Origin of the sequence: Novipirellula rosea (genome assembly GCF_039541335.1) — a bacterium.
Taxonomy (GTDB): domain Bacteria; phylum Planctomycetota; class Planctomycetia; order Pirellulales; family Pirellulaceae; genus Novipirellula; species Novipirellula rosea.
Window position 1 is genome coordinate 48,687 of the sequence record NZ_BAABGA010000067.1, and the last position, 20,312, is coordinate 68,998.

Annotated in this window: 11 protein-coding genes; 8 read left to right on the forward strand and 3 right to left on the reverse strand. The window is 54.4% G+C overall.

Annotation, left to right across the window (positions count from 1 at the left end):
* Positions 1 to 144 precede the first annotated feature (144 nt).
* On the forward strand, positions 145 to 2,559 hold the full coding sequence (locus ABD971_RS24655; protein WP_345326498.1) for a hypothetical protein: 2,415 nt from the start codon (positions 145 to 147) through the stop codon (positions 2,557 to 2,559).
* Positions 2,560 to 2,645: 86 nt separating this feature from the next.
* Here ABD971_RS24655 and ABD971_RS24660 read toward each other — a convergent pair whose 3' ends face one another.
* Together ABD971_RS24660 and ABD971_RS24665 are read right to left on the reverse strand one after the other, a co-directional pair.
* Positions 2,646 to 3,053 (reverse strand): acyl-CoA thioesterase, encoded by a 408-nt coding sequence (locus tag ABD971_RS24660; protein WP_345326500.1) that lies wholly within the window; start codon positions 3,051 to 3,053, stop codon positions 2,646 to 2,648.
* Positions 3,054 to 3,076: 23 nt separating this feature from the next.
* On the reverse strand, positions 3,077 to 3,646 hold the full coding sequence (locus tag ABD971_RS24665) for an alpha-ketoglutarate-dependent dioxygenase AlkB family protein (protein WP_345326502.1): 570 nt from the start codon (positions 3,644 to 3,646) through the stop codon (positions 3,077 to 3,079).
* A gap of 518 nt (positions 3,647 to 4,164) precedes the next feature.
* Between ABD971_RS24665 and ABD971_RS24670 the strand changes: the two genes are divergently transcribed.
* The 5 genes from ABD971_RS24670 (at position 4,165) to ABD971_RS24690 (ending at position 16,760) form a co-directional block, all read left to right on the forward strand.
* Entirely contained in the window at positions 4,165 to 5,802 is a 1,638-nt protein-coding gene (locus tag ABD971_RS24670) for a hypothetical protein (RefSeq protein ID WP_345326504.1), read from the forward strand.
* 363 nt (positions 5,803 to 6,165) lie between these two features.
* Positions 6,166 to 11,130 (forward strand): CHAT domain-containing protein, encoded by a 4,965-nt coding sequence (locus tag ABD971_RS24675; protein WP_345326506.1) that lies wholly within the window; start codon positions 6,166 to 6,168, stop codon positions 11,128 to 11,130.
* A gap of 77 nt (positions 11,131 to 11,207) precedes the next feature.
* A complete protein-coding gene (locus ABD971_RS24680; RefSeq protein WP_345326508.1) occupies positions 11,208 to 13,190 on the forward strand; it encodes a caspase family protein in 1,983 nt (660 codons plus the stop codon).
* 518 nt (positions 13,191 to 13,708) lie between these two features.
* Entirely contained in the window at positions 13,709 to 14,881 is a 1,173-nt protein-coding gene (locus tag ABD971_RS24685; RefSeq protein WP_345326510.1) for an SGNH/GDSL hydrolase family protein, read from the forward strand.
* Positions 14,882 to 14,978: 97 nt separating this feature from the next.
* Complete coding sequence (locus ABD971_RS24690) at positions 14,979 to 16,760, forward strand: glycoside hydrolase family protein (protein WP_345326512.1); 1,782 nt, start codon at positions 14,979 to 14,981, stop codon at positions 16,758 to 16,760.
* 311 nt (positions 16,761 to 17,071) lie between these two features.
* On the opposite strand, the gene ABD971_RS24695 is transcribed toward ABD971_RS24690, so the two are convergent.
* Positions 17,072 to 17,923 (reverse strand): alpha/beta hydrolase family protein, encoded by an 852-nt coding sequence (locus ABD971_RS24695; RefSeq protein WP_345326514.1) that lies wholly within the window; start codon positions 17,921 to 17,923, stop codon positions 17,072 to 17,074.
* Positions 17,924 to 18,236: 313 nt separating this feature from the next.
* On the opposite strand from ABD971_RS24695, the gene ABD971_RS24700 reads away from it, so the two are divergent.
* Positions 18,237 to 19,190, forward strand: coding sequence for a serine/threonine-protein phosphatase CPPED1 (locus ABD971_RS24700; protein ID WP_345326516.1), 954 nt, complete (start codon positions 18,237 to 18,239; stop codon positions 19,188 to 19,190).
* Between the two features lie 139 nt (positions 19,191 to 19,329).
* Entirely contained in the window at positions 19,330 to 20,205 is an 876-nt protein-coding gene (locus ABD971_RS24705; RefSeq protein ID WP_345326518.1) for a hypothetical protein, read from the forward strand.
* Positions 20,206 to 20,312: the final 107 nt, after the last annotated feature.

Genomic DNA, 20,312 nt, shown 5'->3' on the forward strand with positions numbered 1-20,312 from the left:
AACGGCATCCGAAGCCTACGAAACATCGTGGCTGCCCCCGCGTGGGCACGAGCTTTGCATCGATGATCCGTCCATGATGACCGGGCTTTGCAATGTGTAATGGCAGCCCAAATTTTCGTTCCCCAAAATAGTGACGGATGCATCTTGAGATACCAAAAATTGAGCCGCTATTGGCGAATCACAGCTTCGGCAACAGGATTGGTTGTTCCGCTTGCGATGGCCACCACGGCGTTTTCGCAGCCCCCCAATCCTCGGTCCGAAGTGACTGACAATCGTTCAGAAACGAATCAACAAACACCAGATCGTTCGGAATCCGAGCAATCCGAAGGCGTTGAATATTTGACGCGTGGCCCCTTACACGAAGCCTTTGCCGAGCCTTACGACGCGAACCCCGAACCGAGTCCGGTGGTGCAAAAGCAACCCCCCGAACCCATCGACGAACTGCCTCCAGAGTATCGGCCTGATGGCAAAAACGTGACCTGGATTCCCGGCTATTGGTCGTGGGACGACGAACGCGAAGATTTCATCTGGGTCAGTGGCGTGTGGCGAGATTTGCCACCCGGTCAACAATGGGTTCCCGGATACTGGGACCGCGCGGATGGCGGCTACCGTTACATCGGTGGTTTCTGGGCCAGCAGCAATATGGCGGAAGTTCAGTACTTACCCGAGCCGCCTAAATCGCTCGAACAAGGTCCGTCGTCTCCCGCACCGGGCGAAGACCACTTCTACGTCCCTGGTAACTGGGTCTACGAAAACAACGACTACCAATGGCAGCCGGGATTCTGGTCCTCGTCGCACGCCGATTGGGTTTGGGTCCCCGCACAATACGTCTGGACGCCACGTGGATGCGTCTACCAAGCTGGCTATTGGGACCATGACGTAGCCCATCGCGGCGTCCTGTTTACGCCCGTCTATTACTCGCAACCGGTCTATCGAAATGCCGGCTACTCGTATCGACCACGCTACACGATCGATACAAGCGTTGGCTTATTTGTCCATTTGTTCGTCCGCCCCAGTCACCGCCATTACTACTTTGGTGACTACTACGGATCGCGTTATTCGAACAACTATTATCCTTGGGCAACACGCTACCAAGGCTACCAACACTATGATCCGTTTTACGCCAGCTTCCACAACCGCAACGGACGTGGTGGCAGCAACAATCTGTTGGGCTGGATCACCAACCAGTACCAAGTGTTTGCCGACAATGATCGCTACCGTCCCGCCAGAACGATCGCGGATCAACGCAACTTTTTGAGAACGAGCCAGAATGCGGAAATTGATCCTACTATCTTGCGATTAACCTCGGTCGGTGAGTCGTTGGATGCATTGGTCAATAATCAGGATTCCGATCTAAACCTGACTCCCATCGATAACGACGAGGTTGACCGTATCCGCCAGTCTCTCAATCCGCTGCGAGAACTCAGCCGCGAACGGCTCAACACGGAAGGCTCGTCCGCCAATGTGGATGCCTCGGCTAATGCTGACGCCAATGTCGATGGCAACAATGGCGGCGAAGCGAACGCAGAGGGCCGTGGGCGGTTACGTCTGCCAGGAGGAGATCGCCCTGCGTCCTCACCCGTCTCGGACCTCAGTAACGCTGCCAACGACTTGCTCAACGGCGGAAACTCTGACACGCAATCGCAGCCGAATGACTCCAACCGGGATCAACGAGGCGATACCGCAATGGATCGCGGCCGTGATGCAGCAAACCAAGCAGGACAACAAGCCCGTGACACTGCTGAGCAGGCACGTGACAGAGTCGAAGGAGCCCGTGACAGAGTCGAAGGAGCCCGCGATAGAGTCGAAGGAGCCCGCGACAGAGCCGAAGGGGCCCGTGACAGGGTCGAAGGGGCCCGCGACAGAGTCGAAGGAGCTGGCGACACGAGTGAACGTGTTCGTGACCGTATGGAACAGGGTCGCGATGCCGCCAACCGCGAAGCTCGCGACACCGCCGAATCGATTCGCGAGCGGATGGATCGTGCCAATGATCGGACCGGAGCCGGTGATCGGGTTCGTGATGCCCTCGATTCGGCACGGCCTGCCGATTCGCTGCGGAACTCCGATCCAACACGTGGTTCGGAAGGGGCCAGCAATCGCGTCGGCAACGAACTCCGTCGTCAAGCGGACCAGGCAACTCGTCAATCCGAGCGACTCGAGGCTCTACGTCCCGAGCGGCCTGAGAATTGGCCTTCGCAAATTCGTCGCAGTACTGACCGTGCGATTCCGGAACGACCACGCCTGAACAACTCGCGTGGCAATCGCCCCAACAACGTACCGGGCAACGTACCGGGCAACGTACCGGGCAACGCACCGGGTAATGCACCGGGTAATGCACCCAACAATGTACCGGGCAATCTACGGGGCAATGTGCCGGGGAACGTGCCTGGCAATCTCCTGCCTAACCGTGGCGGCAACGCGAACCCAGGGCGTGCCCTTCGCAACGCCACCGAATCGGCTGCACCGGCGATCCAGCAAGGCATTAACAACGCCACGCAAGGAGCGACCGGCGGCGGAAACGCGGTTCAAGGTGTACTCAATGGCGTGCTTGGCGGCTAAGCATCACGTTTGATAAAAACGTTTGGCGAAGGCGGGTTCGATCGAATCCGCCTTCGCTTTTTTTGTTTCCGTTGGGAATTAACGGACTACTTATCGCGGATCCGCACCGGTCGTCGCTGCTCGCCCGCCGATTCGATCGCCACGTAAGTGACTTCGGCCTCGGTCAATTTCTCGAGTTGTCCTTCGCGTTCGGCTTGCACTTCGACATGGATCGTGATCGACGTTTTGCCTTCGCGAACCAAGTGAGTCCAAAAGCTGAGCACATCGCCGACAAACACGGGGCGATGAAACTCGACGCTTTTCATCCCGACCGTCACCATCGGTTTTCGATCGGTCCCCCACTGACGAATTTCGTGGTAGGCACCGACTGCACCCGCTTGATCGATATAGCTAAGGATCACACCACCAAAGATGGTGCCGTGGGGGTTGGTATCACGTGGCATCATGACCGCTTTGAGCGCCAGGTATCGTTCGTCCGAGAGAGGGTTTGCCACTCGAGGTTCCTTTATCGTTTCGGTCAGTGATTCGTTTTGATGTGCCGGAAAGTCATGTTGATTCGCTCGCCGACTTTCACTGCGGTTTTGGGAATGTGATGTTTCCAAAACTGCTGCATCGCGCCGGCCATGATGATCAACGTGCCATGACCGGCGGGAAAGGACATCGTTTCTTTGCTCTGATTATGTCGGATCCGAAACGTTCGCGTCGCCCCGAACGAGATCGAACCGATCACGTCGCCCATCTCCGGTTCGTCATCGGCATGCCACCCCATACTGTCGGCGCCGTCGCGATACCGATTCAGCAGACAATAATTGTACGTGCCTTGAACCGCTTCGAGCTGCTGTTTGATCTCGAGCATCGTGTCGGTCCACGGCAACGCAACGTTATTCAGACCTGAGTAACGATACACGATTCCGGCTTCGCCGTAAGAGGCGGTCAAACGAGGCTGCATGTGTCCGAATAGTGCGGGCTTTTGCTCCCAAACACATTCATCCCGCAAGGCGACGAAATACCGATCCGCCACGCTTGGCGGAATAAAGGCGTGTTCGTACATCAGCGTACCGCCGTCGGCTAATTCGATCGTTTCCATTTCAATCCTCTAGACCAACGTAGCGTACTGTCAACGCTGGCGGCCCTCCAGCCGCGTAGCAGTCGTTGTGCAGCAATCGTTGTATCACAAAACCCCCGACGTCCCACCGGTGCGATCATCATTCTGTCTGCAGATTGTTGCTTAGCTCTCCGAGCGGTTCGCGCTGATTGAGCTCACGCACTGTGCACCTACAGGCTAGGCGGGTGAGAAGGTTAAAAAATGGGTGGTTAGAAAATAGGTTGGCTGCAATGGCCCCACGGCTACAGGCAATAGCGACATCGCACTTTACGGTCGCAATCCACCGGCGTATTTCACACCACCCTAGCAGGGCGCTCTGCGAATACTCTGCGACGGTCTCGCGTCGCTTAAAATTGGACGCCCCCCGCCGAGCTTGATAAGCTGACGGCTCCCCTTCGACCTAACCGGCTCGCCATCCCACCCCACCGCAATCGATTAGGTGCTTGCTATGCGGCAAAGTGATGGATCGACCGAAGTCCCCTCTGCCGTAGATGTTTGCCATGCATTCGCTAGTCCCTCTTCGCTTCCTGGTTGCGTTTGTCCTGCTGATAACCTTCTCATCAGGAACTAATGGGCAAACGCATCCGCCCACGCTAACGGCCGCAGGCCGCGTCGCGTGGGAAGCATCCGCTAACCCAGTACGCCAAGGGATTCCAGGTCAAGTTCCGTTCTGGAACGAACATGCGAAGCGATTTGTCTACGCGCCTGCTTTTGATTTCAAAAGCGTTCCCAACGCTGACCACTACCGTTTTGAGCTCGTGTCCGATGCGGCGAAGACGCCGTTCCATTTTGATGCCGCAGAGCCGTTTGCCGATCTCGGCTCTATTTGGACTCAGGTTCCTGTTGGCGAGTTCACGTTAACCGTGACGGGAATTGCAAAGGACGGCACGGCGCTGGGGGTCGCAGGAAAGCGGTCAGCCTATCGTGCGGCTCCGTTTAATGGTCCCTATCACGAGCCCCCCGTGCTACCGCTTGATGAGAGCGCATCGCTGGCGTTACGAAAACTGCTGCATAAAGATTACGTCAACTACTGGCTCCACCATCGTGAACCGGATCCCGAATACGTCTTGTACCAGTATCCGTCAAAGATACACGGCGCCCTGGTGATCGGTGCTGTTACCCAAGCTCGCTTGACCACAGGCAGCGAAGAGGCACGGCGTTCGACGGAACTCGCACGCGTGATTGCAGATTACATGCTGCAGATTCGTTTCCCAGCGGGCAGCAAGTGGCAGCATCATGTCCCCACTTATCACGGGCCTCATATCAAGAAGGTCAAGAAAAAGCACATGCGATTGGCCAATCACCTGACAACCATGGGGGTGGATGCAGGCAATGCTTTTCTAGAGGTTTACGAACTGACTGGTGATGACAAATACTTGCTCGCCGCCACCCAGATCGCCGAGACTTACCGGACGACTCAAAACGAACAAGGGGCGTGGCCGCTGTTGGTTCGCTTTAAGGACGGAGAATCGGTCAGCGAACTGATTTCAATTCCCACCGCCGTGGTCAACTACATCGATCGTCTCCAACGCGATTATCAAGTCGAAGGACTCGAGGAAGTCAAGCAACGAGCATTAGATTATGTCATGGAGAATCCCGTAAAAAGTTTTAATTGGCAGGGCCAGTTCGAAGACATTGTTCCGCGTGCTCCGTACGTCAATCAAAGTCGCGAGCAAGCCTGTGAGTTGGCAATGTATCTGCTGCGTAACAAAGAAAACCAGGAACTGGCTGAAGAGTTGATCCGCTTCGCCGAAGATCAGTTCGTGATCTGGGAAAAGCCTCTACCGCGAGAACGCAAAAATCCTGGGTTTTCCTCTGCGAATTGGATCACGCCCTCGGTCCAGGAACAGTACGTGTTCTGGAATCCGGTGGGGCGGTCGGCGGCAGTGATGATCGAAACCTACTGGCAGGCCTACGAATCGACCGGCGATACGATGTATCGACTAAAGGCAGAATCGTTGGCGAACACCTTCCCCGCAGTGCAACAAGTTCACGACGGCGACTACCCCACCTTCTTCACTCCCTATCCGAAGATGAACTTCTGGCTCAACAGCGTCGTCTTTCCCGCCAAGGTTTTGATGGAACTTGAAGACAAGAAAGCCACCTTGAATCCGTCCCACGAACAACCAGGGCGTTAACAAGATGGTTCGTGGCAATCGTCAGGAAGATCCATCGCTAAATTTGGTGCCGGGCTAAATTTGGTGCCGCGGTACCATTACTAACCTGATTTTCTCTCGCAGTCTTCGGTCGGCAAACATTCAGCGGCAGGGATAGCGAACGCGATTGCCCTGCTTGCATGGGACTGGCTTGCATTCTCATTGCGTTCCCATTGGCTTCCGTAGCCGCATCCAATATTGGTGAGACAAGCTTAGTGATCACCTTGCTCGCTACACCATGTTTTATCCCTCTGCGGTTTGAACAGGCGGAATTTCGGTTACGAAACCGTTGATACACCGACGTGAAGCAAGGTTCCGAAGCCAACTAGCGGATCGGTATACTCGGTGAGAAAGTCGAAACACACAACTCGAAATAAGCTTAAAAGCAGCAACGATCGCTGTCTGTTCTTGCTGTACTTGTGTGACGACTACACGCAAACGGAGGACAATGTTGAGAACATTGCTGAACTGACAAGTCTGTTTCCATCGCTTTGGCAGACCATCAAGAACATCGAGCAGACTCAGCGTTTGAAGGCTCCGATCGATGTGGTGTACCAGTTCGATGCGTATCATGCTCTGGATCTAAGCGAACTTTCCGGCACTCAAAAAGACTGGGACCAGCACTGCATTCGCCGATATTTGTCATGCGAAAATTTCTCCGACCAGCGATCCAGTTTTGTCGTCAAACGATCATCCGAATACAAAACGATTAACACCGGGCGCACCCAAACACTGAAGGATTTCTTCGAGTGGGCCAAGTCTCCGATTGAACGTGCCCAAAATGTTATTTTTGTCTTGGCCGGTCTGGGCGTCGGCGACAAACGCTCTGTTGTCGGGAATATCAATCGGGATCGTGATTTCGGCCGCATCTTTTCGATCTGTGACGACAATAGTGCCAAAGACGCACTCAACCCGATTGAGCTCCAAAATGCAATCGAAACATTGGTCAACGACTATCGCGACGGCGAACCGATCGATCTGCTTGGTTTTGACATGGCTTCGATGCAATTCATTGAAGTCGCTTACCAGTTTGCTGGACTTGCGAGAACGATGGTGGCCAGCCAAAACAATGGCTTTGAACCATGTTGGCCGTACGAACAGCTTATCCAGGAAACGGGAAAACTTGTTCGGAAAACGAGGCAAGACCGTGGCTTCGTTGGACCGAAAGAGCTCGGACCGTTGTTTGTGAAAACGATTGGAAGCAGCACCGCCTCGTACCTACAAGCACAGCACGAGACATCCGGTCGATTACCAGACTTTCATCCAATTGTCTCGGCAATCGATCTCGGACAGTTGGATGTGGTGGCCAGATCGCTGGACACTTTCTTTCTAAACCTGCTGCAGACACTCGGAGATGAAGCAATTTGGACGATGCGTGAATCAGTGTTCTTGCGACTGAAGAAATCGCATCAGCAGAACACGGATTCCTCGAGTAGGCACAAGCCACGTACGATGATTTCCCACGACCTGCTCCACCTATTGCAGGTTGTATGCGAAGAGGCCGAGAAGCTGCAAAATGCGGAGGGTGCCTTCGACGCATGGTACGCTAAGCAATTGCGTGAATTGAGCGAATCGCGAGATTCGACACATTTGTTCGATCGCAAACCGTCAACCAGCCAGGACAAGCGTCAGGAAGCTGGAGAGTTATCTGCATGCAGAGTCCAAGAAACGATGTCGGAGGTCGTCGACAACGTCAAGCGGATCATCCACGATCGGCTTTCCAATAAAACGACGGATGAGGGTGAACAGCAGCGTGGGGGACTTGGGCGAACTTGGCGTGTTCTGCAACTAATTGGGTTTGACAACGAATTAAAAGTTTTCTGTCCGGTACTCGATAAGTATGAGAAGGCAGGCAATACCGCCGCCGACCGGGAAGATTACGGCAATCTGTCTAGTGACGAGATCAAAGGCTACGACCTTGCAACAATGGCATCATTGCGGCAACTGTGTGAGCGATTCGACCGATTAAGCGTCGAGCAACTCAAGCGATCGGCCGCCAAAGCGCGGCACATATTTAGTATTGCCCACGCCGTGATGACATTGGTCACGCCGCCCCCGCTGGAGCAAGACTCCGAGTTGGCTGGCTTTCGCTGCGAACGCAAAGACTTGCGTGACCGTTCCGCCCGCTGCATCCTCGCGCAGCATGCGTTTATGCAAGCGATCAATTCCTCTCTAGGCTCATCGAACGAGGAATTGAATCTTCCGCTGCACTGCGGGATATCCATCTATCGTCCCGAGCATCTCGACCGTCTCGCTCAATCGCAGTACCTTGACTTCTCTTTTCATCGCAACGTGCATTGGGTGTCGTTGCTGGCAGCCATCAATTTGATTCGAAAACATCCGGGCCAACTTTGGGACATCGTCAGCTCGTTGTTATCGACGTGCACTGGCAGCGGTCGCGACGAACTATTGCAGCGTCTGGCCGGCCCACATTCCGTACTCAATCGTTTTGGCAACCAGTTTCGCGCGATGCAAAACCCATTGACATTGACATTATCGGTTTCGGAAAACCGAGAGGATCAAGTCTCTAAGGAACCTATCCACGATGCAGCCGGGCATCGCGACGACGGTCGATACAAAGGTTCTTCTCCTTCATCCAGCGACGTGGTCTTCAGTGACAAAGCTGTCCAAGAAAAACTTGGTGAAGGGATCACTTACAAATTGACACTGGAGACCAATCGGCAGGACGCGTTTGTTGACAGCGGCGTTTCGACGTTGAATCGACGGCGGGTCAATCGGGCGCTGCAACGTCTGGAAGAAATTATCACCCCGACACCCTACGGGGAACAAAATAACTTGCACGCGATGGAGAGCTTCGCGAGAGATTTGGGCGAGGATATTTTCTGCGGCATCGACCTGAGCGTGTCGGCGGATGAATGCAGCATGATTCCTCATTTGCAACTTCAGTTACCAATCGAATTGATGGGTTTGCCATGGGAAGTGATGAACGAAGGCCGATTGTCTCGCCACGGTCACCATAGCCGCATGCTGTGCGAGCGATTTGCGATCTCGCGGCAAACGTTGGTAGATTCAGGAGTGGCCCGGCCGCCATTGAGTCGCACATCGGGAAAAATTCGACCGCTGATCATTGGCGACCCACTGTTGCAACCCGATGTAGTGCGTCGATACGGCGCCAGTCAGCTTCAAGGCGCATTGGACGAAGCCCGCGAAGTCGAGCAACTTTTTCGTCGCTTGGCCATAGACCTTCGCGGCACGATTGAATTCAGCGACGATGATGTGCACATCGGAACCACCATTACCGGGCACGACGTCCGTCGACTGCTCCGCAGCGGTCTCTACGATATCGTTCATTTCGCCGGACACGCGATGCACGATGACCACACCGCGACACGCAGCTGCTGGTTGCTTAGCGACGGTGGGTTGTGGGCACAGGAGATCGCTAACACGCTGAGCAACTGCCAATCACCGCCTTGGTTGGTTTATGCCAATGCCTGTCAGGCGGGGATGAATACATCCTCACAGTCTCGGTTCCGCACGAATGTTTACGGACTTGGCACCGCATTCACCAACAATGGGACAACCGCCTATCTTGGCCCGCTGTGGCCAATCGGCGACTTTGTCGCTGGCCAAATGGCGACGGATTTCTACAAGGGATTATTGTTGGAACGATCGACCGTTGGCGAGTCATTGTTTACTGCCAAACGCAATGCAAAACAACGAATCGAAGGTGCGTTGGCCGGCGATTTGTCGTGGGCCAGCATGGTCGCGTATGGTGATTCACGCATGAAACTACTGGATTCGATTGGAGTTGATGAATCGGACGCAGGCAAACTTTCTGGTGCAGCCAATGGCAGGCAAGAAGCTCCAAAGGAAGACCAAGGTGAGAACACCCAGCGGCTCAAACGACTACGCCGCTACTCTTCGTCCGGACAACCTATTCAGCCGATGCAAGCATCAGTTCGCTCGACACGTGACGCGATCAGTGACCACGCTTTTTGCCGCGCATCACATTCTCGCGACCAGCGGCTGAAGCAGGTCACCGAAAACCAAGTTGCGTTGGAATTGCGTCAGATCAACGGGGTACGTTTTTGGCAAGTAACGAGGCACAACGACGTCGAATTCACCGGGCTTCCAGGGTCGCCACTGCGCCAGGAACTGGACCAAAACGAACGGTTGCGCCATCAATTGGGAATCCGCAGTGGACGCTGGGTGGGAGACGATTCACAATTGGTCGGACATTGGCGAATTCCGCTGTCGGCAAACCAAAACTTTGGACGTGCGTTAACCGAATTGGATTCTCAGTGCGTTGATACGGAAGGCCTAGTCACGGTCGATCGCGACAATCGCGTGTCCTCACTACCGTCGACCGCAAAGCAGCGTTTGGCTCGTCAATTCCAACGCCGTGTGGGCGGACGCATTTTGTTGTTAATGCACGAAAGTTTTGGTAACACTCGCAGCGTCGTCGAATCGCTTGGCAATAGCTTTATTCGTCGTGCACATCGTGAGTATGTGGCCGTATTGGGGTTCGACCATTGGTCATTGCAGCGTGGCGTAATCGAATGTGCAGGCCAATTCTGCCATGAGTTTTCTGACTTCGTCGACCGTCAAGCTAATGGAAAAGGAGCGGACGGGACTTGGGCGGACACCTGCATCGACATCATCGGACTCGGCCGCGGGGGATTGGTGGCACGGGCGATCGCCGAGACAGCTGCAGAGGCAAAAAATGGAGCCAGCCAGCGTCCCTCGGTGCGAAATGTTGTGATGGTCGCCACGCCGACTTCAAGCTGCCGACTATTGAACTGGGCCAATTGGGCACCCACCGCTGACATACTGGCCAATTCAGTACACTTGGACGCCACGGGAATGTACGCCAAGCTAAGTTGTGCGTTGGCCCAATTGTCCGTCCTCGCGTCCCCCGAGGCTGCCGATGACTTGATCAGGCGAGCTCGCGGCGTACTGATCGGAAGCAACGAGCTGGACGATTCGTTCGCTCCACTCGAGGGAGTCCAATATTCTTCGATCGCGACGGCTTATGCACCAGGAGCCGCCGTCAGCGTGGCTCGGACGTTACAAGAATGTTGCGAGGACAATCCGTTCTTTCAGCGGCTGCACGATCTGATCGTTGGAATTGACGACACACCGGTGCACGATCATCGCGTGGAATCGCTACTGATCCACCCGACCAACACTCGGTTTTGTGCCTCCGCTGTTGCGTCGCCCGAGCAACCCCGCTCGACGAGCTCCACGCAAGTCATCGCATGCGACAGCATCCACCACACCAATCTGCTTTCCCATCCGGATTGCCGGAGATTTATTGCGCAGCGTCTGTTTGACAACGACGCCCCGTAGCGCAAGCTGCCAACCTACCGCTAGCGACCAAAGACTGACAAGAAGTTTCCCCTTTCGCACCTCTCAGGATTAATCCCATGGTGAATCGAGCGATTCTTTACGGCGTCAATAAATACAAACATTCCAACGTGCCAAATCTTCGTGGCTGTATCAACGATGTCGAAAATGTCGACAACCTACTGGTAGAGGAATTTGGCTTTGACCGTGACGACATTCGACTGCGGACCGACGACGACGTCGTACTCCGCACCATCGAACGTGATTGGGAATGGCTTGTCGAGGATGCCCAGCCGGGAGACAAGCTTGTGTTCCACTTTTCAGGGCACGGTTCCCAAGTTACCGATGAGGACGCAGATGAAGAGGACGGAGTGGACGAAATCCTTTGCTTGTACGACATGGATTTCGATAATTCGAGTACGTACTTGATCGATGATCAGATTCACAATTGGACGAAGAAGTTGCCCACGGGAGTCAAGTTGACGTTTTTGCTCGACTGCTGTCATTCCGGGACAGGGACGCGTAAGCTCGAGCCTGGTTTGCGAGCCGCCAAACGCAACATCGTCCCACTGCCGCTAGTAATCAAGAAAGCAACCGAGAATCGGCGTAACAATCGCGATGTAAAGCGGGCGGCAAATAAGTCATCCGCACGAGATGTTGGCGGAGAGGATCTACGCGACCCACGTTTGGTCATTGCACGCTATTTGGAACCGCCAGTCGATGTCACCAAACGTGCTGATGCCAAAGGTACACGCCGTAGTGTGCACGCCAGCCGCGACAAGTCCAATCATGTTCGATTCAGTGGTTGCAAAGATGCCCAGACCAGTGCCGACGCACATATTAACGGCAAATTCCAAGGTGCGTTTTCAGCCTATTTCTGTCAAGCGATTGCCCAACACGGAAAGCGTGTTTCGCACGTCGACCTGATCGACAGCATCCGCGACTCACTGCAAGAAGAGGGTTTTAGCCAAACACCGCAAATCGATCCCGATGATCTAACCACGACCGTTTTCGAAGGGATCGAGAGCAGTGAATCAACAAACGACAGTTATTCTGAGGATGATTCGTCATCTCGCCACGGATCATCCGAGATTGCACGATTGGTATCCAAAATCGATGAGCTGATCGAGACGATACAATCCTCATCTCGCGACCGGGAAACTCGAAGGCACCGTCATCGCGAAGCGGCCCCCACACGTTCGCAATCCAATCGACGCAGCATCGTGTATGTCCACGGCATCTGTTGGCACGACGAGGATTTTTCCTTGCCCTGGTTCGACGCCATGCGACCGCACCTTGATCCCGACATCGCGAGAACACTAACCGGCAATCGCCACGAGGTGCTGTGGAGTAAATACGTATCGTCGGGGCGTGACGTGATCGCGCATCGATCGGAAGAGGAGCAAGAAATTGCCGAGATGTTGGAGGACGTACTGCAAGATCGAGCCGCACAGTCAATGGAACTGCAGATGTCACACCACAAGTCGCTTGACGATCCGTCCGCTCTGCAAACGCAAGACATTGATCGTGCCCTGCTGGGAGTTCCCGGTGTCGACTGTATCGACGACTTCGTTAAATATCTGTTTTCTAGTCGGACTCGTCGCAAAGTGCTGGCAGCGTTTACCGATGTCGTTCAGCCGCTACTAGAGCGAGGCGACACAATCGACGTGGTCTCGCACAGCTGGGGTACGGTCGTGGCGTTGGAGGGGTTACACCAACTAGACAACCAAAGCTATCCGGGAAGCGTTAGCAACTTTTTTACCGTTGGCAGTGCATTGAGCATTCGACCGACCCAACGACAATTGAAATTTGGTGCCGAGAGTGGTGACAAGCCCGGAATCGTCGATCATTGGAGCAACCTGGACGCTCGCGGTGATATCGTTGGCGGCACGCTCCGTGGCTTTCCCTTCGAAATTGACGAAGAATTCCTCAACCTTCCAGCAATCGGGTGCGGTGCAGGAAGCGCCGGGTTCTCTCCGGCCTGCGCCCACAGCTCCTACTTCAATAGAGCAAACCGGGACATCAACCGCGACATTTTTGCTAAGCTCATCAATAACGTGTAAAAATTTGAAGCCCCATGTTCGTCCCGCCTCTTCAAAAAGATGGCAAGCTCTGGGCGAATGAGCTTCGTAGCAACAGTTAAAAGACTGGTTCAGACAGTTTTCGATGTAACTAAGCGTTGCGAATACGGCGCCACAAGGATGATGTCAACCATTGTCTCTTACGTGACGAACCGGATCCCGAATCCATATTGTTCCAGTATCCGTCGAAGATAAACGGCGACTTGGCTATCGGAGTGGTTACCCAAGCTCGCTTGACTGCGGGCAACAAGGTGGGACAGCGACTACCCCACCTTCTTTACTCCCTATCCGAAGATGAACTTCTGGCTCAACAGCGTCGTCTTTCCCGCCAAGGTTTTGATGGAACTTGAAGACAAGAAAGCCACGTTGAATCCGTCCCACGAACGGCACCGGTCCCGACGGCTGCCGAACGCTCCGTGATCTAACGTCAAGATCGCGTCGCGATCAACGGTCGCTGTGCGACCCGCCTTGATCCCTCCCTTTGATTTTGAGTCCTCAGAATGATGCGTCTTGCTTTCGCCGTTTTGCTGTTCTACTGCGTGACTCCGGTTTGGGGCGAGCAGAAACAGTCCGATTTACAGTTGACTCTGCCGCTCGAAATCTACGCCGTGACTGGGGTGCCCACCCATATCTACTTCGATAACATCGTGTTGACACAATCGCCGACGGACTATCGATTCGAAGTGACTTGTCACGTTGGCAAACACGCTGATCGGCGTTGGGAATTGACGCCAACCAACCAAGACGTTGGGGATCATCCGCTGCGTGTGGCCGTTTACTCCGCCGACAACAGGTTGCTGGAATCAAAGTCGAGCGTATTGAAGGTGATTGCGGATGACGCCCCGCAGCAGCATGATCCAATTCGGCTTTTGATTATCGGTGACAGTCTGACGCACGCATCGGCCTATCCCAACGAAGTTGCTCGCTTGCTTTCAAGGCAAAACAATCCGAAATGGACGATGCTGGGAACACACAAACCATCCTCAGCCGCCGAAGGTGTTGTGCACGAAGGGTACGGCGGTTGGACTTGGGCTAATTTCGTGACGAAGTATGAACCCAATCCCGATGGCAGTCATGCCAAACGCAGCAGTCCGTTTTTGTTCCTCGACGAGAACTCCAAGCCGCAGTTGAATTTGACTCGCTATTTTCAAGAGCAATGCGAAGGCCAACGCCCCGACTACGTCGTAATCAAACTCGGTATCAACGATTGCTTCTCCGCTCCGGTGGATGATCGCGGTGGCATGGATGCCCGTATCGACACGGTGTTTGGGTTTGCCGATACGTTGTTGGCCGCGATCCGAGAGGCTGCGCCCGAGGCACACATTGGCATCTGTTTGACCACGCCTGGAAATCATCGCCCCGAAGCGTTCAAGGCCAACTACAAGGATCGGTACACTCGGTGGGGATGGAAGCAAATTCAACATCATCTGGTTCAACGACAAATGCAGTACGTGGCGGAAAAGCAGGATCCGATGATCACGATCCTGCCTACCCAATTGAATCTCGACCCGATCGATGGCTACCCCGACAATAATGCGGTGCATCCCAATGCGACGGGGTACAAACAGATCGGCGCGAGTGTCTATGCCTGGCTGAAATGGAAACTTGCAAACGCCCAGCCCGCCTCCGTTGCTGCCGAGTCTGTAGGCACCGCATCCGCTGGCGGCGAGTAAGACATCCCAGCGGTGCAGGAAATCAAAGCTTGTTTCTCTTGCCACTTCCTCTCCCTCCCCACTCTCCCTCCCCCTGGACCTCACGAAACGCACTCCTATGAATCCCATTCGTTTGTCGTCCTTCGCGGCGTTGATCCTAACCACCGCCTCATTCATTGTGTCGCCGGTCAGCACCGCGTCGGAGATGACGTTTCGACAACTTCATCGAGTCTCGGTCCCCGAGGCACATCAAGCGGTTGCCGTTGATGCGTCGTCGTTTTACGCAATCTCCAATCGCACGATTGGCCGTTACGAGAAGGGAACCTCGCGTCCGCTATCCAAATGGACCGCTCCCGACGGCTCGCCCGTTATCCATCTCAATAGCGGTATCGTGGTCGAAGGGCGGCTGTATTGTGCCAATTCAAATTGGCCGAAGTCGCCTCTAAAAAACTCGATCGAGATTTTTTCCGCCGAAACACTCGAGCATCTCGAGCGAAAAGAGTTTGACGAAACCGAAGGAGCCATCAACTGGATCCAGCGGCATCGCGGATCGTGGTGGATTGCATTCGCATTTTATGGCGAGGCAAACGTCCGCCGCACCTATCTGGTGCGCTACGACAACGAGTGGCGAAAGACCGGAACGTGGACATTTCCGGAATCCGTCATCGAGCGTTTTTTGCCCAACAGTAATTCAGGGGGCGCATTCGGTCCCAACGGACGCCTGTTTGTGACCGGTCATGACCACGCCGAGTTGTATGTTTTGACCGTGCCCGAGACCGACGGCGAACTCAATCACATCGCCACGGTCCCCGCCCCGATCGCAGGCCAAGGAATCGCCTGGGACCGCAGCGATATCGGCACCTTGTTTGGAATCGTGCGCAGCCGCCGTGAAGTGGTCACGATGCGGTTATCGCACCGCGAAGAATACGCGACACTGAAACAACCAGTCCAGTGGATTCGAGATGAAAACAATCCCGTGCTTGCTCCGCGAAAAGGCGAATTCGATTCCACTCGAGTGATGAATCCGTGGGTGGTGCGGGCGGGCGAAACGTATCGATTGTTTTATGCCGGTGGTGACGACCACAAAAAACACCGCATCGGAGTCGCCACCGCCGCCATCAATGATCTCACTCAGTGGGATCGGACTGGTCCACTGTTCAAGACCGGCGCCGAGGGATCGTTTGATGCGAATTGGTGTGTGCTGCCGCATGCCGTGCAAATCCGTGACGACCGTTGGCATCTCTACTACACCGGTAACGCGGGGAAAGGCACGGGATTGAGTGCGTTTCCCGGGATCGGGATGGCGACCAGTTCCGATGGCATGACGTGGTCTCGTTCCGGCGATCAACCTGTCCTTACCCCCAGCGGCGAACACGGTGATCCTGATGCGATCGGAATCGCCGGAGGATCGGTGTTGCAGGTGCGGCAAAAGGATGGATCGACTCAGTGGCGGTTCTACTACACCGGTTGTCCGACGACCGGAAAACCGCATGCACTCAACCAGCAGAAGACGATCTGTTTGGCGGTCTCCGATGATGCCATCCACTGGGAAAAACGCGGAGCGGTGATGCTGCGTGATCCCGAGCGTGACTACGAAGACATCGCGGTTGCCGGTGCCGTGGTGCATCAGGAACCCGATGGAATGTTTCGCATGTGGTATTCCGCAATCGGCACGCGATGGGGATTCTATTCAATTTGTTACGCCGAATCCGATGATGGAATTCACTGGCGCCGCGGTACAAAATCCGACGACAATCTGCAGCTGAGCCCCGCCGGTGACGGTTGGGAGAAACAGATGGTGGAATACCCAACCGTCATTCGCGAGGGAGCACATTTGCGAATGTTCTATTGCGGAAACGGTTACGGAAACAGTGGCGTCGGCACCGCGATATCAAAGTAGACCATCAAGGGTACTCGTGGACACGCTTCGAAAGAGCGTGCTGTTCACAACCCGAAGCGTCCGCGAGGCACTGATTAGTAGAGCCCGATGCCGAACGTTCCCTTGTGGGTCACCGGCCGAATGGGTGGTGCTGAGCGCTAAGCATGACTGATTGAAAAAGTTAAATTGACAATTGGAAATTGGGAAATGGAAAGACTGCGAATCCGCGTGAGCCTCGCCATGCAATGGTGTCTTCAATTTAAACTTGTCAATTTACAATTTAACTTTTTCAAAGGTTTTCATTCGTCGACAGCACCACCCCGCAAACGCGATCACTCTCCTGCCGCTTGGCAGGCGGCAATCACAAATTCGAACGCCTGCTTTGTGTCGTCGTAATGGGTGCTGTGACCCATCTCGGGGCGATGAATGCCGAGCACTTTCGCATCTCTTTTGCCGAGAAGTTCGACGAGCCTCTGGACACTTTCCGGCGGCACCGACTCGTCTCGACCCCCGGTGGTAGCGGCGACCGGCATCGTGAACCTGTCGGGGAAGAACTCCGCACTGCGCCGACGATATTCCTCAGGGACTTCTTGCTTCGATCCGCCAAACGATTTGCTGATCGCGTCCTGGAACCGCTCGTACTCGACATGGTTAGCGGTACCGTTGAGTGCGACGACCCCATCAACCTGTTCGGGGTGCAACGCAGCAAAGGTCAACGCGGAGGTGCCCCCCATCGATCCGCCACTGACAATCACCCGTTTCACTTGGAAGCGGTTTTTCAGTATGCGGATGATCTGCAACAGATCGGCTTCGGCGGCCGGCCCCATCCACGAGGTCTTGGCACGGTAGTCCGGTGAAACCATTAGCATCCCGTGGGCAGCCGCAACGTCGCGGGTCGCCCGACACTCATCTCGCATTTGGGTAGCAAATTGCCAGCGATCCGAACCGTGGCCATGCAACGCAATCAACACCGAAACCGGCAAATCCGCGGCAAATCCGTACGGCGTCAGCTCAACATACTTTTGCTCGCTGCCGTCGAAATCGGCTATGAACGTTTGATCGACCATCGTCGCCAGCGGAGGCGTCTTATCGTCGGCAATCGCCGTGGATGGTGCCAAACACACCACCGCCCCAACGGCGAGTGTGAAAAAGATCGGTGTGCAACATTCTTTTCGTTCACGCATGGATTGATACAAGAGAGGCGAAGTGACAAGTGACGAAGGGACTTAGCACTTTTCGGACGTGCTTCAGTTTACTGTAATTCGGATGCCTTTCGTAAATCGGCGAACGCTGACTGCTCGCTGCAAACGAAAAGAAATGGGGACAATCATTATCTCACTTCCATGGGACGCAGCGGTTATATTGGGTTGCCAGCGACGAAACGATCCACTGCCATCAAGTGCCATCGCCATTGCGTATGCTGCGTCCAACCACGATCGAACCTCCAACTCATTGGAATTGATGAACACAATGCGACTAAAAACCTACTTAACATCGATGCTGATTTCTGTCGCAACGATGACGTTGATGGCCAACGTCACTGTTGCGGACGAGTCTGCAAGTGAGGTAAAAACGCGTTTCAAGCAGGCAGCCAATCGAACATTCAAGGCTTTCGATCCACAGCAAGAACAGACGTGGCAACGCCCCTTCTTCTTCATGCAACTTGCCGACACTCAGTACGGCATGTTCACTGGAAACAAGGGGTTCGAGCAGGAAGTAGCTCTGGTTCAACAAGCGGTCGAACATATTAACCGGCTTCGCCCTCGATTCGTGATCGTCTGTGGTGATCTGACGAATGCCACTCCGAACCAGCCTCGCTACGAAACTCAGGTCACTCAGTTTCATCACGACTTTTCCAAAGTAGACGCCGAAATCCCGCTCGTTTGTGTGTGTGGTAACCACGACGTCGGCAATCGACCAACGCAGGAATCGATCGCCAGCTATCAAGAAAACTTTGGGGACGACTATTTTTCATTCTGGGTTGGAGGCGTCTACAACATCGTCCTGAATTCGAGTGTCCTGAAAGATCCCAGCGGCGCCACAGAAGTGCTGACGGCGCAGCAAGCTTGGCTCGATCAGCAACTCCAAGATGCCAAGATCGCAAAGCCGAAACACATCCTGTTGTTTCAGCATCATCCGTTTTTTCTTGAGCAAGAAGAGGAGCCGGATCAATACTTCAACATTCCGCTGGAGCGTCGAACACCACTGTTGCAACAACTCAAACAGGCAGATGTGCGAGCCGTTTTCGCAGGCCATTACCACCGCAACGCCTATGGTCGCGCCGGTGCAATGGAAATGATCACAACCGGTCCGGTGGGTCGCCCGCTAGGCAAAGACCCATCTGGTTTTCGCATTGTGATCGTGGAGGAAGCGAAGATCCAACATCAATACTGGGCAATGGACGACGTGCCTGAGAAAATCAACCTGCCTGCAGACCAATCGAACGACTAAATTTGAAAAATAGAGAAACGCCCTGTCTTTGTTTTCCTCTTCCGCGGAGTTCATCGTGATCCTTTCTCGCACATGGCTTTCGGTGCCAACCATCCTGTGGGCCTTCACACTCTGTGAGCTCTTTCTACCGATTCAGGGAATGGCTCAAACCGCTTCAGTGGTCAAGCTGGTTGACGACAGCGAGCTTCCGTCCGGCGATGGATTGGCAGCCAAGTTCACCAATGACTCGCAATTAAACCAACATGCCGCGGTGATCTTTACCGATGATTTCGAAGACGGAGAATTGGGGGCAAAGTGGGACGAGACGAACGATCGCACCGGCGACGCACTAAGCTTCGACGATCCAGCATCCAAGAGCCCGATGCTAGGCCGACGATCGCTGAAGGTAACCGCGACGCTCGGCCAGAATAGTGGTGGTGGATTCACGAAATGGTTTGAATCCTCCGATCGTTTGTTTATCCGCTTCTACACAAAGTTCGACAAAAACTGCGATTACGTACATCACTTCTGCACGCTGCGGGCAAACAAGTCACTTCAGGGTGGCGATCGCTGGAGTGGGTTTGGCGGAGCGGGCGAATTGCCCGATGGCGACGAGCGATTTTCGACCGCCATTGAACCGTGGGGGAACTGGGGCAAGTGGTCTCCGCCGGGACAATGGAATTTCTACAGCTATTGGCACACGATGCAGCCCAGCCCCGACGGCAAGTACTGGGGCAACGGTTTCCGCCCCGAAACGCAACCCAACATCGAACGTGGCAAATGGATCTGTGTCGAATTCATGCTCCAGCACAATACACCAGGACAGGATGATGGCGAACAAGCCTATTGGATCGACGGCGAACTTCGCGGCCATTGGCGCGGCATCCAGTGGCGAACTAGTCCCACGTTGATGGCCAACGCATTCACGCTGGAAAGTTACGTGACCGATCGCTGGACGAAACAACGCGTGAACATCGTTTACTTTGACAATGTCGTCATTGCCAAACAATACATCGGCCCATTAAATAAGCCCTGACCAATGTCGCTCAGCTCTCCGAGCTGTCTGCGTTCATTGAGTTCACGCAAATTTAAAAAAAGACAACACGTCATTCGAAAGAACCTCGCCCCCCAGCAAATTAATCC